Origin of the sequence: Bulleidia sp. HCP3S3_C9 (assembly GCF_052064035.1) — a bacterium.
In the GTDB taxonomy this organism is placed as follows: domain Bacteria; phylum Bacillota_I; class Bacilli_A; order Erysipelotrichales; family Erysipelotrichaceae; genus Bulleidia.
In genome coordinates this window covers 15,846-31,943 of sequence record NZ_JBQHWJ010000022.1, presented here as the reverse complement: position 1 = coordinate 31,943, position 16,098 = coordinate 15,846, and the positions used below count along the sequence as shown (strand labels likewise).

At 36.3% G+C, this 16,098-nt stretch carries 16 protein-coding genes and 1 tRNA gene; 15 read left to right on the top strand and 2 right to left on the bottom strand.

Going from position 1 to position 16,098, the window contains the following annotated elements; genetic code table 11:
* Positions 1-118: 118 nt before the first annotated feature.
* The gene (locus ACTND6_RS05535) at positions 119-697 is read left to right on the top strand and encodes a hypothetical protein (RefSeq protein ID WP_441022658.1); all 579 of its coding nucleotides are present in this window, start codon (positions 119-121) and stop codon (positions 695-697) included.
* A gap of 5 nt (positions 698-702) precedes the next feature.
* Here the strand turns inward: ACTND6_RS05535 and ACTND6_RS05530 are convergent.
* A tRNA-Pro gene (locus ACTND6_RS05530) sits at positions 703-776 on the bottom strand.
* A 56-nt stretch (positions 777-832) separates the two neighbouring features.
* Here ACTND6_RS05530 and ACTND6_RS05525 point away from each other — a divergent pair.
* The 3 genes from ACTND6_RS05525 to ACTND6_RS05515 all read left to right on the top strand — a co-directional run bounded on the left by ACTND6_RS05525 (position 833) and on the right by ACTND6_RS05515 (position 3,728).
* Positions 833-2,020: a CapA family protein gene (locus ACTND6_RS05525; RefSeq protein ID WP_441022656.1), complete on the top strand. Its 1,188-nt coding sequence runs from the start codon at positions 833-835 to the stop codon at positions 2,018-2,020.
* A gap of 64 nt (positions 2,021-2,084) precedes the next feature.
* Positions 2,085-2,486 (top strand): hypothetical protein, encoded by a 402-nt coding sequence (locus ACTND6_RS05520; protein ID WP_441022654.1) that lies wholly within the window; start codon positions 2,085-2,087, stop codon positions 2,484-2,486.
* Between the two features lie 42 nt (positions 2,487-2,528).
* Positions 2,529-3,728 (top strand): SseB family protein, encoded by a 1,200-nt coding sequence (locus ACTND6_RS05515; RefSeq protein WP_441022652.1) that lies wholly within the window; start codon positions 2,529-2,531, stop codon positions 3,726-3,728.
* On the opposite strand, the gene ACTND6_RS05510 is transcribed toward ACTND6_RS05515, so the two are convergent.
* On the bottom strand, positions 3,707-4,798 hold the full coding sequence (locus ACTND6_RS05510) for a hypothetical protein (protein ID WP_178176587.1): 1,092 nt from the start codon (positions 4,796-4,798) through the stop codon (positions 3,707-3,709). The two genes, ACTND6_RS05515 and ACTND6_RS05510, sit on opposite strands and share 22 nt — an antisense overlap.
* 37 nt (positions 4,799-4,835) lie before the next feature.
* Between ACTND6_RS05510 and ACTND6_RS05505 the strand changes: the two genes are divergently transcribed.
* The 11 genes from ACTND6_RS05505 to dusB all read left to right on the top strand — a co-directional run bounded on the left by ACTND6_RS05505 (position 4,836) and on the right by dusB (position 15,755).
* A complete protein-coding gene (locus ACTND6_RS05505) occupies positions 4,836-6,614 on the top strand; it encodes a DUF5696 domain-containing protein (RefSeq protein WP_441022649.1) in 1,779 nt (592 codons plus the stop codon).
* Between the two features lie 31 nt (positions 6,615-6,645).
* Positions 6,646-7,266, top strand: coding sequence for a uracil phosphoribosyltransferase (gene upp, locus ACTND6_RS05500; protein WP_178176585.1), 621 nt, complete (start codon positions 6,646-6,648; stop codon positions 7,264-7,266).
* Positions 7,266-7,466 carry a DUF1146 family protein gene (locus tag ACTND6_RS05495; RefSeq protein WP_320104370.1) on the top strand — a complete coding sequence of 67 codons (201 nt, stop codon included), beginning with the start codon at positions 7,266-7,268 and terminating at the stop codon, positions 7,464-7,466. The genes upp and ACTND6_RS05495 overlap by 1 nt, the downstream gene beginning before the upstream one ends.
* Before the next feature lie 76 nt (positions 7,467-7,542).
* Positions 7,543-8,067, top strand: a complete 525-nt coding sequence (locus ACTND6_RS05490) for a type II toxin-antitoxin system PemK/MazF family toxin (RefSeq protein WP_178176584.1) — start codon at positions 7,543-7,545, stop codon at positions 8,065-8,067.
* Between the two features lie 7 nt (positions 8,068-8,074).
* Positions 8,075-9,298 (top strand): tRNA lysidine(34) synthetase TilS, encoded by a 1,224-nt coding sequence (gene tilS / locus ACTND6_RS05485; protein WP_441022644.1) that lies wholly within the window; start codon positions 8,075-8,077, stop codon positions 9,296-9,298.
* 3 nt (positions 9,299-9,301) lie between these two features.
* Positions 9,302-9,841, top strand: a complete 540-nt coding sequence (hpt, locus tag ACTND6_RS05480; RefSeq protein WP_441022642.1) for a hypoxanthine phosphoribosyltransferase — start codon at positions 9,302-9,304, stop codon at positions 9,839-9,841.
* Between the two features lie 15 nt (positions 9,842-9,856).
* Positions 9,857-11,749: an ATP-dependent zinc metalloprotease FtsH gene (ftsH, locus tag ACTND6_RS05475; protein WP_441022640.1), complete on the top strand. Its 1,893-nt coding sequence runs from the start codon at positions 9,857-9,859 to the stop codon at positions 11,747-11,749.
* A gap of 41 nt (positions 11,750-11,790) precedes the next feature.
* Positions 11,791-12,162 carry a hypothetical protein gene (locus tag ACTND6_RS05470; RefSeq protein WP_441022639.1) on the top strand — a complete coding sequence of 124 codons (372 nt, stop codon included), beginning with the start codon at positions 11,791-11,793 and terminating at the stop codon, positions 12,160-12,162.
* A gap of 26 nt (positions 12,163-12,188) precedes the next feature.
* Entirely contained in the window at positions 12,189-13,916 is a 1,728-nt protein-coding gene (locus ACTND6_RS05465) for a glycoside hydrolase family 2 protein (protein WP_441022638.1), read from the top strand.
* Positions 13,913-14,806: an Hsp33 family molecular chaperone HslO gene (gene hslO / locus ACTND6_RS05460; RefSeq protein WP_441022636.1), complete on the top strand. Its 894-nt coding sequence runs from the start codon at positions 13,913-13,915 to the stop codon at positions 14,804-14,806. The genes ACTND6_RS05465 and hslO overlap by 4 nt, the downstream gene beginning before the upstream one ends.
* Complete coding sequence (gene dusB / locus ACTND6_RS05455) at positions 14,784-15,755, top strand: tRNA dihydrouridine synthase DusB (RefSeq protein ID WP_441022634.1); 972 nt, start codon at positions 14,784-14,786, stop codon at positions 15,753-15,755. Before hslO ends, dusB begins: the two co-directional genes overlap by 23 nt.
* Positions 15,756-16,098 lie beyond the last annotated feature (343 nt).

Here is a 16,098-nt window from a genome sequence, read left to right as displayed (position 1 = left end):
AATTCAGCACATCGATGCATGAAATATCCATAACCTATTGGCTTATATCAAAATAAGTATTTAAAAAATAGCTTATTTAAGCTAAAAAACATTTGACTTATTAGGGAGGTGTTTTGTTATGTACTATGCAAAAGAATTGATGTCTTGTTTTGAATTGGAGTTTACGTATCTACAGAAGGTAGAAATTACATCAGGGTTGAAACATGGATTGGATAATGAAGATGTGAAAGTGTATGCACAAAGGGAATGGAATCATTTACAGATGAGAGAAATACGACTTGCACTGGAACATCATATTTCTAGAAGAGAGATCAAGAAATATATGCATTGTGATATGCCCATTGAAAAGATGCACAAGATTCGTCTTGCATTAGAGAAAGGGGAAAAAGTACAGAGGGATTATATGCACCAGTGGATTCCACTTGTATTTATGAGTGGGGTGATTTTGTTGTTTTTGACATTGTTTCCTTATATGCAGGAAAAGCCATATTTAGAATTGAAGCAGGATGTCGTTACATTACAGTGTGGTGATATCTTTGATCCTATGGAATATATTGCTTCCTATTCAACAATGCAGGGACAATTGATCCTTCCTTCTACGTTTTCAACAAACGAACCGGGCAATCACGTAGCCGTATATACATTACGTACACAAAAAGGTGTGGTAGAAAAAATATTGTATATTGAAGTGAAATAAAAAAGTCAGGATGGTGAGATTTGAACTCATGACACCTGCGTCCCGAACGCAGTGCTCTACCAAGCTGAGCTACATCCTGATATTGACGAATTTTACCACAAACATGGTAAGATAGAAACAACAAGGGAAATGATCATGAAAAAAAGAAAATTAAGAAAAGGAATTGCTTTTAAACTGGCATTACTTGCGGCTTTGTTTGTGGTGGCAACACTAGGCACTGCGTTTGGATTGAATTATCTATTCAATCGTCCACAAGAAGAAAAGAAAAATGAAGAACCAGAAGTTGTCGCAACACCAACACCTACACCAGAACCCGTCACGACAAGTGCTTCTTTGTTTATGGTTGGAGATGCTTTACTGCATACAACCATTGAAGCAGATGCATCAAATGGGGATGGTACATACACTTTTAGTTTACTGGATCGTATTGGTGCAATTGCACAGAATTATGATCTTCGCTATTACAACCAGGAAACGATCTTAGGTGGGGATGATCTTGGAATTCATGGATATCCTAGATTTAATGGTCCACAATCCTGGGGTGATTATATGCTTTCTTTGGGTTTTAATCTTGTATCGACAGCGAATAATCATTGCCTGGATATGAATACGTATGGATTAGAGAATTCTGTGAATTACTGGAAGAGTAAAGAAGGTATCTTGATGAATGGCACATATACTTCACAAGAGGATTATGATGCAATTCCTGTTGGGGAAATCAATGGGATTCGCTATGCGTTCTTGTCGTTCTGTCATGATATGAATGGACTGCAGCCAGAACAGCCATATTATGTGAGTTGTTATGATGGTCATGAAGAAGAGATGCTGAATAAAGTGGCACAAGCAAAAACAATGGCAGATGTTGTACTTGTAGCAATGCATTGGGGTGATGAATATCAGACATCTCCAAACGAACATCAGACAACACTTGCCCAGCAATTGGCAGATGCTGGTGCAGATATCATCATTGGCAATCATCCGCATTGTATTGAACCTGTACAGTGGCTGAATGATGGAAAGACGATTTGCTTCTATGCATTGGGTAATATTGTTGCGGCGCAATATGATCTTAGCAAGATTGAAATAATGGCAGCATTAACAATCAATAAGACGACATATGGAGATGGAAGAATAGAAATCAGCTTATCTGACTTAAAGACGGATTTAATGTATTGTTACTTTGATGCAAACTGTCGTAACTTTGATGTGATTCCATTTCCACAGATGGATGATGCACATTTAGCAAACTGCATGGATGTGTATGAACAATATAAGGCAGTTGTTACACAGATGGATCCATCGATTCCAATTGGAGGTTTCTAAAATCATACAATCAATATTCAATGTCAATGGATTTCTATGGCATGTTTGATGTAAGATACAGTACATGAATAACATAAAGTATAAATTACAGAGATTCTTTGCGAATCGTTATGGTGCAGATCCACTTGGTCTAGCACTTGTTGGAACTTCACTGATTTTGAGTATCCTTGCTTCTATTACAGGAATTGGTTTATTTTCAATTGTTTCAATGATAGTTATGGCATATGAAATCTATCGTATGTTTTCTAAAAACTATGTGAAGAGAAGAATTGAGAATGATCACTATATGGAATTCAAGACAATTGTACAAAGAAGATGGAAAGTAATACGTAATTCTTTGCGTGATAGAAATAATCATTATTATATGTGTCCAAAGTGTCATCAGATTGTGCGTGTTCCAAAGGGAAGAGGTAAAATTGAAATTACCTGCCCTTCCTGCAGAAATAAATTTGTTAAGAAAAGTTAATATGAAGTGATTCATATTAACTTTTTTGATAGAATAACTGCGATGAAAAAGACATTGTTATGGGTCGCATCTTTGATCGCAGGATGTGTGTTTATATTTTTTAGTTTATTAGTATGCGATACTGTTATGTTTCAATCCATTGTGGATGAATGGTTTAGTTTTGTTGCTTTTGTTTGTATCTTGCTTGTTCTGTTTGCGGGAATCTCTTGGATGAATCAGAAATTTGATCGTGCAGAAGGGTATGCAAGTCAGAAAACATGGATTACTAGATGGGGACAGAATGCACTATTTTTTTCTCTTGTTCTGGATTTTATTTATGCAAGTGCTGCGTATCTGCAGGAAGAGACAAATGTATTAGTGAGACAGAATCAAAGTATGATTTTGTTTTGCCTGATGGTTGTTGTGATGTTTGGCGTGATTTACTATGTGCAGAACTATAAGAATTTATTGACACGGAAAACAAGAATTCATACATTGATTCATAAAAATGAGAAATATAGAAATAGAAGATATACATTTGTTGTGGAAGAAATCAATGAAGAGAAATCAAATTTGATTCTGAAGGGAAAATTATCTGGGAATATGCATGTATTTGATGAAGTATATGTATACAGCCTGGAAAATGATGCTTTTACAGTGCGTATTCTTTCTATACGCATGAATGAGAAAACATGCAGAAAAGCAAAAGATGGCAATGTTGAAATCATTGTCAAGAAAAATGAAAAGACAAAGCTGATAAAAAAGTATTGTGTTCTTTCTGATATCATTGCGGTGAGTGATAGTATGCATGATAACCAGAATGAGCTTCCATATATCCGTGGACTTTTGAGTGTTTATGATGTGTGTCATGATGATCCACACTTTACTTCTCTTGTTCTGTGGCTGATTTCACATGCAAATCTACTTGTCTGTGCAAAGTCAACAACAGAGCATCGCGGAGATATCATGGATCCCTTACAGGAGAATACAAGTGCAGCGTTTATGTCTGTATCTACTTCTGCTGATGAAAATCTATTCATCCTTCCAGCATTTACAGATTGGGATGCCTTGCATCGCTGGTCAAGCATGATGATGGAAAAAGATGCGGTCACATTGATTATGAAATATGAAGAAGTGGAAAAAATCATGGAAAATGGATTTGGGGGAATTGTTATCAATCCGTTTGGACCACAGCCATTCTTTATGCCGGAACAGCTTTGTAAAACGATTCTTCAAATGAATCAGTCTGAAGATGATAAGTAATTTAAAAGCATGGAAAGATCACCTGAAGCAAGGGTGATTTTTTTGTATGCCTGTGTGTAATAGTAGTATTTATCATCACTGAGTAATAAACGATATTGTTCATAGAGTGTCTGCATTGTTAACTCATCTTCATATAAAGCTAGACCGAATTTGTTTCTTTCTGCGGAAAGGGCATTGGAATTACGGATATAGTCGTGGTTTGTGATGATGAGCTGTTGAATGCCTCTAGCTAGACATTGGTTTGTGAAGTAATCATTTCCATCATGAATACATGCAATGGAACCAGGAAGCAGTTCTGCCTTTGTGGATTGCAGGAAATGAATGTTATCAATTGTTTCTGCCCTTGAACCATCAAAACATGCATAGACAGAATATGGAGCACCATGGAATGCTTCAATGATCATTTTGCGTAAGGCTTTTTTGTTGATAGAAATTTTCTGGAAAAAGATACATACACGGTTTGTTCGAATAGTGTGTGGAGGATAAATGGAAGTTACACCAATACGTGTCACGTCATCTTTTGGGTGAAATGGCTGTACTTCAATTGGCCCAAAACCAATTCTGCGATTGCATTTTGCGAGGAGTTCTTTGAGGTTGTATTCCTGCTCTAAAGAATGATTTTTTAATACTGTATTGACTTCATTCATACAGTTTGTATCAAATAAGGATGCTTTATACATATCGGAGTGTACGATTGTCCATATACGGATCTTATATTTTCTTGCCAGCATGATGGATGCTAGACGGTCCATTGTGATAATTAAATCTGGCTTGAATGTTTGGATACATGTATCAAGGCATGCATAATCTTCTTCTAGATATTTTTGTGTTGCTGCACCATTAACATACATCCATTCTTCATAATTTCTCTGTGGTTTTTTGGAAAGAGAAAATGGAGATTTGATTTTTGCGGCAGGATAAAGAGAAATATGATGAAAATGGTTTTTTTTGTCTGCACTGATTGCGACGGTATGACCTTGTGTGACAAATAAATACGCAAGGTTGACTGTTAAAAAATAAGAGGTTGTATTTTGTGGATATTTGATGAATGGTGTAATGAGTATTTTCATGTCCTCTATTTTAACATACTAGGTGTATACTTGTTTCATGTTGAAAATGAGATATGAAAATAAACAGTTGATCTTTATAAAAAATGATAAAGAATTTGTGATGGATACAAATCAATGGGCAGTCAAAAAGGATAACGAAGTGTATCCGTTCAATGATGCAAAGAAAATCACTTGCATTGAAAACAATGGCATGGAAATCTTGTTTGAAAGTATTGTAGAGGGGTGTAGTGTAAAAGCAGGCTTTCATGAAGAAAATGATGCAATTTGTGTGACGCTGGAACCAATAGAGGATACATTTGTATTTGATGAAATGATTTTTCCAGGAGCAATCCAGACAAAAGATGGTTTTTTAGTTCTTCCGCTGCAGCAGGGAACATTACTAGATACAAAAGAAAATATTTCCTTTGTTCCTTCTTTTGGCGGATGTTTTGGATGTGCAGATGCATATGTGAATGCACTAGGTTTCTATAGTGATGCTTGTTCTTATCTTTGGTTTGTAGATGACTATGAAGATAGTGGCTATCGGATTGATGCTGGTCAATATTCTATGATCTGTATGAGAACGTTCAGTTCTTTGGCACATCTTTCGTATGCAAGAAAAATGCATTTATATGTATTTGACCATTTGTTTGACTATAACGATATGGCACATTTGATTCGTAAAAGATATGATGAAAATGGCTTATTGACATTGAAAGAAAAAATTGAAAGGAAACCTGTTTTAAAAAAGCTGGTTGGAAGCTGCATCTATCATACAGGGATTCATTCAAAGATTTCTAAAGACAGTCGCTATTATCATGCAGAAGGGGAAAATGAAGCAATTGTTCCAATTGCAGATGTACAGAAGAAAGTGGAACATTTTCATGCACAAGGCATTGATCATATCCATCTGCATTTAGATGGCTGTGGTATTGCATATGATAACCAGCACCCTAGATTTTATCCAATTGATGAAAGAACCGGTGGATATCCGGCGTTAAAGAAACTGATTGAAACATTACATGCATATAACGATGTTGTTTCTTTCCATGATAACTATCATGATCTGTATTTAGATTCTCCAGATTTTAAAGACGAATATCAGATTTATGATCGTGATCAAAAGCCATATTTTATGAGTGTATGGGCTGGTGGAAAGCAATCGTATATGACAGGACAAATGGCACCGGTCTTCTTTAAGAGAAATCTTGCTTATTTAAAAGAACATGGTGTTGAGAGTGATGGTGTATATTGCGATGTCTTTACATGTAATCCATTTGATGAGAATTTCAATGATGCATATCGCATGAATCGTAAGCAATGCAGAGAATATCGAAATGATACATTTGATGTATGTAATGAAAGAGGTATGATTGTCAGCAGTGAAGAAATCAATGTCTTTGCATTGAATCATATTGATACATGTCATTATGCACCATATCCATTTATGATGAAACAGGATGGAAAACAGATTGGGTTACCAATTCCTTTCTTTAATCTTTGTTTCCATGACTGCGTTGTGATTCCTTGGATGAGTGATAGGAATTATGGATTGTATGCATTATTAAATGGTGGTATTCCGTATCTTGAAAGAGATGGTGCATATGTGAATACAGATGGAAGCTTTTCTGAAGATGTAGTAGATGAAAAGCGAATTGCGATGGTGAAAGAAATTGCTTCGTTTGAAGAAAAAGTTGCCTATGCAAAGATGGTACGTCATACATTTGTGAATGGGGATGAAAACATACAGGAAACTGTATTTGATAATGGCATTACAGTGACAATTGATTTAAGAAATGATTCTTATCAAATTGTTGAAAGAAATACGAGTAAGTAATAATATAGAAAATGATTTAAGGAGAAAAAACATGTTAACAATTTTAGATCATCCATTAATTAAACATAAACTAACATTAATGCGTAAAAAAACAGCAAGCACAAAGGATTTCAGACAGAATCTTGATGAAATTGCAGAGCTGATGGCATATGAAGTATGCAGAGATCTTCCATTGAATGAGATTCCAATTGAGACTCCAGTTGCCCCAACAACAGGATATGAATTAAGCAAGGAAGTAATCATTGTTCCTATCTTAAGAGCAGGTGTTGGTTTATTAGATGGCATCAGAGAACTTGTACCTACAGCGAAGGTTGGCTTTATTGGTATGTATCGTGATGAAGAAACATTAGAGCCACATGAATATTTCGCAAAATTCCCAAGTGGAATGGAAGATGCAATCGTTATGATCGTTGACCCAATGCTCGCTACAGGCGGCAGTGCTGTGGATGCAATTGAAGCAGTTAAGAAAAGAGGCGCTAAGAACATTAAGCTTGTTAACCTTGTTGGTGCGCCAGAAGGTGTAGAAGCTGTACAGAAGGCACATCCTGATGTTGATATCTATTTAGCAGCATTAGATGAAAAATTGAATGAAAATGGATATATTGTACCTGGACTTGGAGATGCGGGTGATCGTATCTTCGGTACAAAGTAATGAATGATATATTCTATTTCCTGATCAGGGCATGTGTGTATCTTGTAAGCTTTGTTGTGTCATTTGAAGCAATGAAGTGTATCAATTACGAAAAGTTCTTGAAAAAAGGACACGTAGCACAGGCACAGGTATTTTATTACCTGTGTGTTGTGGCACTTGCATACCTGGTTGGATCATTTGTGATGGTGTTTATCCGATAGTGGGACAAATTGTTCCACTATTTTTTTTGGAACTTCGTTATTTTCTGTGAATATATTTAGTAGGGAGTAAAGTGATATGAAAGAAACAGTCTTACAGAATTATATGCAGTTAAAAACGGAAGTATATGAAAGTATTATTCCAAAGAGTATTGAACATGCGATATTGTCAGAAGCAAACTGGCTTGGAAGAGGGAATCTGATGTCTGGGGAAGATGTTGGCTTCTTTGTGGAAGTGGGAGATATTGTCTATATGGATTATGGACAGGCATATCTAAATGAGATGGGATACCAGCATTTTGGACTCGTCATGGCAATTTCTGAAAAGAAGGCATTGGTTATTCCAATGACAAGCAATGCGAAAACATATGCAAATGCCTATGATCCTGAAAGTAATCCTGAAGGAAAGAAGAATCTGTTTCCTTTACCTGGCATTATTGATGGATTATGCAAGAAGAGTGTTTTATTTTTGAATGATATGAAGTTTGTGAATACAGCACGAATGATTGAAAAGAAAGCACATATTGATGTGAAAAGTCCTGTGTTTCGTAAGATTCAATTACGGATCATGATGCTTTTATTTCAGAATCCTTCAGTGATATGATGGAAGCATGCAGAAATTAGATGGAAAATGGCTGGTGGCAATTAGTGCGGGAAGTGATTCTATGGCACTGCTTTCGATGTGCGTGGAAAATCATATGGATGTGATGTGTGCACATGTGAATTATCATCATCGAAAGGAAGCAGAAGAAGAACAGGCATATGTGATGCAGTTGTGTCAAAACTATCATGTGCCGCTGTGTGTGAAAGATGATGCTTTTACATATACAGGAAACTTTGAAGCAGAAGCGAGAGAATATCGCTATGATTTCTTTGTGGAATGTGTCAAGCGGTATCACTTGAAAGGTGTACTGGTAGCACATCATGAAGATGATGTACTTGAAACATATTTCATGCAGGAAGAAAAGGGAAGTATTCCTTCGTATTATGGTTTGAAAGAAGATGTGATGTATCAAGGAATCTTAGTGAAACGTCCATTGTTGAAGTATACAAAACAGGATTTAATTCATTATTGCGAGGCACATCAGATTCGTTATTATGTTGACTGTACAAATGCGGATGAATCATTGACAAGAAACCGAATTCGTCATCAGATCGTTGAAAAGATGAATCGCTTTGAAAGAAATCTTGTTTTAAAGGAAATACAGATGAAGAATGCAACGAAGCAGGAAAGAGTCTGCAGAGTGAAAACATATATTCGTGATCAGAAAGTTTCAAAAGAATTATATCGAACATTAAGTGAAGAAGATCGTCTGGAATTATTAAGAATGTTCTTTGCATTTCAGCCTTCTATTTCATTAGCATATTTGAAAGAGATTGATCATGTCATTCTGACAAAAGAAGATTTTGTGCTGCCTTGTAAAGAATATGATCTTGCATGTGATCAATCATTTTTCTTTTTTGTTGAGAAGGAGCGTTCATATTGTGATGTATATCATAGTGTTGAAGAAATGACATATGGAAAACATGCATTTTATGAGATTGCTGAAGGAAAATGTGGTGTTTACGCTGTAACACTGTTTGAAGATGATTTTCCAATTCGGATTCGAAACGTACAAGATGGTGATACGATTGCAATGCGTTTTGGAAATAAAAATGTACATCGCTTTTTTATTGACCGGCATATTCCTTTGTATGCACGCACTAGCTGGCCAGTGATAGAAAATCGCCATCATAACGTGATTTTTGTGAGTGGACTTGGGTGTGATGTTCATCATTATACTGTTAACCCAAGCTGCAATGTGTTAGAATATACGCTATTAAAGGAGCAATGACCTATGTGGGAGAAGAATGATATCAGAGAAATTCTAATTAGTGAAAACGAGATTCAAGAGCGTGCAAAACAGCTGGGAGAACAGATTACAAAAGACTATTCTTCTAAGAAGCCATTACTTGTTGGCTTATTAAGAGGATCCGTACCATTTTTAGCTGATCTGATGAAAAATATTGATTTAGATATTCAGTTTGACACAATGGATGTGAGTTCTTATGAAGGAACAGAATCTGTTGGTGAAATTCGTATCTTGAAAGATCTAGATACACCAGTCAAAGGATTAGATATTATCCTGGTAGAAGATATCGTAGATACTGGAAGAACTTTACAGACAGTAAAAAATACGCTGCTTCACCGTGGTGCTGCGTCTGTGACGATTTGTACTTTATTGAATAAATCTGCTAGACGTACTGTTGATATTCAGGCAGATTATATTGGATTTGAAGTAGCAGATGAATTTGTGGTTGGATATGGTATGGATTTCAACCAGAAATACAGATGTTTACCATACATTGGTGTGTTAAATGCTGAATGTTATGAATAAAATAGAGGAAAAGAAATGAAGAAAAACAACAATAAAGTTTTGGGATGGCTGCCATATTTGATTGTTCTGATTGCGATGATGTCATTGTTTGGCATGAACAATTTAACAGGCAATAAAACAGTTACATATCAGACATTGACAAAGATTGTAGAGACAAAAAAAATTTCAGATGCATCATTAACAATTGGAACAAATACGACAAGTGTTCGTGGTGTATATGAAGAAAGCGGTCATCAGGTTACATTTACAGGAACAATTCCATCTACATCTGATCAGATTGAAAATATGATCACAGAATTAGGTGATGCGAATGTAACTGTCGTAGATGCAGATGCTTCAAATGTATTTATTAATACACTTGTGAATCTTGTTCCATTCCTATTGATGATTGGTTTAGCAGTATGGATGATCAACAAGATGAGTGGCGCACAGAGTGCAAATGGAAAAGCATTTGAATTCTCCAAGTCTCGTGCACGTTTGGAAGGTAAAGTGAAGGTTCGCTTTGCGGATGTTGCGGGATGTGATGAAGAAAAACAGGAAATGGCCGAAATCATTGACTATCTGAAGTATCCAAAGAAGTTTGAAAAGATGGGTGCTAGAATTCCTAAGGGTGTCTTGCTTGCAGGTCATCCTGGTACTGGTAAAACACTTTTAGCGAAGGCAGTTGCAGGAGAAGCAAATGTTCCATTTTATTCTATTTCTGGTTCTGATTTCGTTGAAATGTTCGTAGGTGTTGGTGCATCTAGAGTACGTGACATGTTCAAAAAGGCAAAGCAGACTGCACCATGTATCATCTTTATTGATGAAATTGATGCTGTGGGTCGTCAAAGAGGTGCTGGATTTGGCGGTGGACACGATGAACGTGAACAGACATTGAACCAGCTGCTTGTTGAAATGGATGGTATGGAAGAAAATACTGGTGTTGTAGTCATTGCGGCTACAAATAGACCTGATGTTCTTGACCCTGCATTATTACGTGCTGGACGTTTTGACCGTCAGATTACAGTATCTTTACCGGATCGTAAGGGTAGAGAAGCAATTTTGAAAGTACATGCGAGAAATAAACATTTCGCTGCAGATATTGATCTTGGTGCATTAGCAAAGAGAACTCCAGGTTTCTCTGGTGCAGATCTTGAAAATGTATTGAATGAATCAGCTATTATGGCTGTTCGTCATGACGAAACAGAAATTACAATGGCTGATATTGATGAAGCAATCGACCGTGTTATGATGGGCCCTGCAAAGGTTTCTAAGACATACGATGATAAGACAAAGAAACTTGTTGCATATCATGAATCTGGTCATGCAATTGTCGGATTGTTTATGGAAAATGCACAGGTTGTACAGAAAGTTACAATCATTCCAAGAGGTCAGGCTGGTGGATATAACCTCATGACACCTAAGGAAGAAAAGATGATGAATACAAAGAATGACTTGCTGGCTACAATTACTTCCTTTATGGGTGGTAGAGTTGCAGAAGAATTATTCTTTGATGATGTTACAACAGGTGCTTCTAATGATATTGAAAGAGCAACAAATATTGCGAAGGATATGGTTACTTTATATGGTATGAGTGATCTTGGACCAATCAAATACAATTCTGGAAGTGAGAATGTATTCTTAGGTAGAGATTATAACCAGCCAAACAATGTATCCGGACAGGTTGCATTTGAAATTGATCAGGAAGTTAGAAAGATTGTCAATGGATGTCATGATGAAGCTAAGAAGCTCATTCAGGCACATGAAACGGAATTGACAAGAATTGCGGAAGCATTGATGGAATATGAAACTTTAACAGCTGAACAGATTCAGAAGGTCGTTAAAGGTGAAGATATTTCTGCTGACTTTACAGATACAAAGTCTGAAACAGCTGGTGAACAGCCTTCCACAGATGAAATGAATGCATAAGAGAAGTCGAATGACTTCTCTTTTTCAAAGAAGGAGATTGTATGAAAAAAAGATGGATGAATATTGGAATGGGATTGTTTTTTGGAGTGTTAATGTCAATCTTGATGTTATATATGATGATTTCTTCTATGTTTTCTTTATTTTCCAGTGCATTCTGGATTTCTTGTGCTGTAGCGTGTGCCTTGCCGCATTGCTTATTTGTGATAAAGAAATATGATTTTTCACCAGTATGTGTGTGCATTTGTATGATTGTCATTTCCTTCAGCATTACATTGCTTTATGGTGTAACAATGAATCATGCATCGAATTACAGTAATGTAATGCATGCCTTACTTGTGGATTCATCTATTTTACATGCACTCTCTTTTTTCTCATTGCTTGCAAGATGTATCGTTCATCGAAAAATGAAATGATTCTTGTGTTAAAATAAATCAGAAATATGCTGACAAAATGGGGAAAGATCGTTAACGAAAAATGCCCTTGGCAAGAATATCCGCGCATGTTGATGCAAAGAGATTCTTACTATAACTTAAATGGTGTTTGGGAGTATCAGATCACAGAAAGAAAACAGAATCCGGTAGCAGGACAATGGAAGAAAATCATTGTCCCATTTGCTTTGGGTTGTGAATTATCACAGGCAGAACAGCAGCTGCCAAAAGGTAAAGCATTGTGGTATCGGAAACAATTCTCATATAAGCCAAATGCATTACGAACATTTATGAATTTTGAAGCTGTAGATTGTGAATGTACGATATTTGTAAATGGCATGGAAGTTGGCAGTCATAAAGGTGGATATACACCATTTTCCTTTGATGTAACGGAATATATCAAATATCAGAATTCTTTGATGGTGCGCTGTATTGATGATTCGAATTATGGGAAATATGCTTATGGAAAACAGAAGATTGAACATGGAGGCATGTGGTATACGCCAACTGCAGGTATCTGGGGCAGTGTATGGATGGAAAATGTATCGCAACATGGTATTCGTGATTTGAAAATTACACCAGATGTGGATCATTCCTGTGTACATATTTCTCTGGCGGGTGATTTTTCACAGGCACTTGTAACAATTGCATCCAATGGTCATGTCATTCATTCTGGCGTAACAAAGGATCAGACATATACTGCACCTATAGAACAGCCGCATCTTTGGAGTCCACAGGATCCATTTCTGTATGATTTATATGTACAGACAGAAGATGATGTTGTGCGTTCTTATTTTGGAATGCGCAAGTTTTCAAAAGAAAATGATCGAAATGGAATTTTGCGTTTTTTCTTGAATGATGAACCATTGTTCTTTAGTGGTCTATTAGATCAGGGATATTCTTCTGATGGAATGTATACGTATGCAAGTGATGAAGCAATGATCTATGAACTTCAGAAAGTGAAAGACATGGGATTTAATATGCTTCGCAAGCACGCTAAAATTGATATGCGTCGATGGTATTATCATTGTGACCGTCTTGGTATCTTAGTGATGCAGGATATGGTAAGTGGTGGATTTATCGATCAGGATAAAATGACAACAATGTATTTGCCGAATCTTGGATTTACAAAGATGGATGATACAAAAGATGCAGCATTTGTTAGAACAGATAAAGAGTTGCAGAAGAACTATTATACAGAATTAGATGAAATGATGGATGCGTTGTATAATCAGACATCGATCTTTGCATGGGTTGCTTTTAATGAAGGATGGGGTCAATTTGATTCTCGGAAAGTAACAGAACATATTCGATCCTATGATGATACTAGACTCATTGATAGTGCTTCTGGATGGCATGATAATGGTGCAGGTGATTTTCATAGCGTACATAATTACTTTTTTCCATACAAAGCGAAAAAAAATGCATCTCGCATTGAGATACTGAGTGAATTTGGAGGATATTCGTATTTAGAAAAAGGACATGCGAATATTGAAAAACTGTATGGATATAAAAAATTTGAAGATAAATTGAAACTGATGGATGCATTGAAAGATTTATATCAAAATAAAATCTTACAGAATATTCCAAAGGGATTATCTGGCTGTATTTATACACAGTTATCGGATGTTGAAGATGAATGTAATGGTATTTTTACATTTGATCGAGAAATCATCAAAGTTGATGAGAGAAAGATCAAGAAAATAAATGAAAGATGTATTAGGAGATTAAATAAATGATGAAAGATGAAATCGTAATTGCGGAAGCATTAGATGGTCAAATTAGAATTCATGCGGCTTGTACAACAGCTTTGGTTGAACAGGCACGCAAGCATCATCATTGTATGCCTACAAGTGCAGCAGCATTAGGCAGAACATTAACAGTGACTGCAATCATGGCATCTGATTTAAAAGGTGAAAATGAAAAAGTAACTGCGATGTTTAATGGACATGGACCTGCAGGTACTGTTCTTGCACAGGCAGATGCGAAAGGAAATGTTAAAGGTTTTATTGGTGATCCAAACTTATATCTTGTAAGAGAAGATGGTCATCTGGCTGTTGGACAGGCAATTGGTACAGATGGCAACTTGACAGTTTCTAGAGATATGGGATTGAAAGAACCATTTACAGGTGTATCTAAGATACAGTCTGGTGAAGTTGGTGATGATTTTGCATATTATTTTGCGATTTCTGAACAGACACCTAGTGTTGTAGGTGTTGGTGTACTTGTTTCACCTGATGGAACAATCAAGGCTTCTGGTGGCTTGATTTATCAATTGTTGCCAAATGCAACGGAAGAAGCAATTTCTTTCTGTGAAAATGTTGCCGCAACACAAAAACCAGTTTCTGAACTGATTGACAGCGGTCTTTCACTGGATGAAATCATTCATACATATTTTAGTGATGCTAATGTCCTGGATCGTCGTAATATACAGTGGCATTGTGAGTGCTCAAAGGAAAGATTTGCGGCTTCTTTGATGACATTGAAAGATTCTGAAATTGAAGAGATGATCAATGATGAAAAAGGTGCAGAGTGTGTTTGCCAGTATTGTAATACGGCATATCAATTTACAAGTGAAGATCTAAAGGAAATATTGAAACAGAAACATGTGGAAAATAGGAAATGTTGAAATTGAGAATCAAATCATAGCTGCGCCACTAGCAGGAATTTCCAAACCTGTTTACCGTAGCTTGATGCGAGAATATGGTGCTGGATTATGTGTGAGTGAAATGATTTCTGATAAGGCATTGCATTATCAGAATGCGAAAACATTTGATATGTGCAGAACAAATAAAGATGAACATCCCGTAGCATTGCAGCTGTTTGGAAATGATCCTCTTACAATGGGAGAAGCTGCAACGTATCTAAGTGAACATACAGATTGCGATATTATTGATATCAATATGGGATGTCCTGTCAATAAAGTAATCAAAGCACATGCGGGAAGCTATTTGATGGCACATCCTGAAGAAGCTTATGATGTTGTTAGAGCGGTTGTAGATCATACAGATCGCCCTGTGACTGTAAAGATGCGTGCTGGATGGGATCATGATCATATCAATTGTGTCGAAATTGCACGTCTTTGTGAAAAGGCTGGGGCAAAAGCAGTTGCGGTACATGGCAGAACACGTTCGCAGATGTATACGGGTTCTTCCAATAACGAATATATCAAAATGGTAAAGGAGTCTGTATCGATTCCAGTCATTGGCAATGGCGATATAAAAACACCACAGGATGCTTTGGATATGATGGCATATACAAAGTGTGATGCGGTGATGATTGGTAGAGCCTTGATTGGCAGGCCGTTTTTAATTAAAGAAATTAAAAATGCTCTTGAAGGAAAAGAAAATTGTGAAGTTTCTTTTATTGAAAGACTGGATCTATGTAAAGAATATGCGAGAAGACTGTGTGAAGATGAAACGGAATATACGGGAATTCGTGAAATCCGTGGCATTGCGCCAATGTATTTGACAGGTATGCCACATGCTTCTCATTATAAGCATGCATTAACACAAGTGACTTCTTTGAAAGACTTTAATGCGATTATTGAAGAATATAAGCTAAAAGTTACAAAGTAAAAAAGATGCCAGGGGGGAGTAGGCATCTTTTCTATTTTTAAGGGTTAGGTTTTGGGAATGATGTAATCAGATATCTCTATCTGACAAGTATTAATATACAGATAGATTGTGTAATAGAAATGGTATCTATGTGAAGATTTCATGAACATGAAAAAATGACAAAGAAAAAGATGCCGAGGGGTAATGACATCTTTTCTTTTTAGGGGTTAGTTTTGGAATGATGTAGTCAGATATCTCTATCTGACAGTTAATAATATAGCGATGAAATATGGTATAAAAATGGGATGAATGTGAAAGTTGGCTGAATTAAACATTTCTTAAGGAATTGAAAAAGATGCCTATA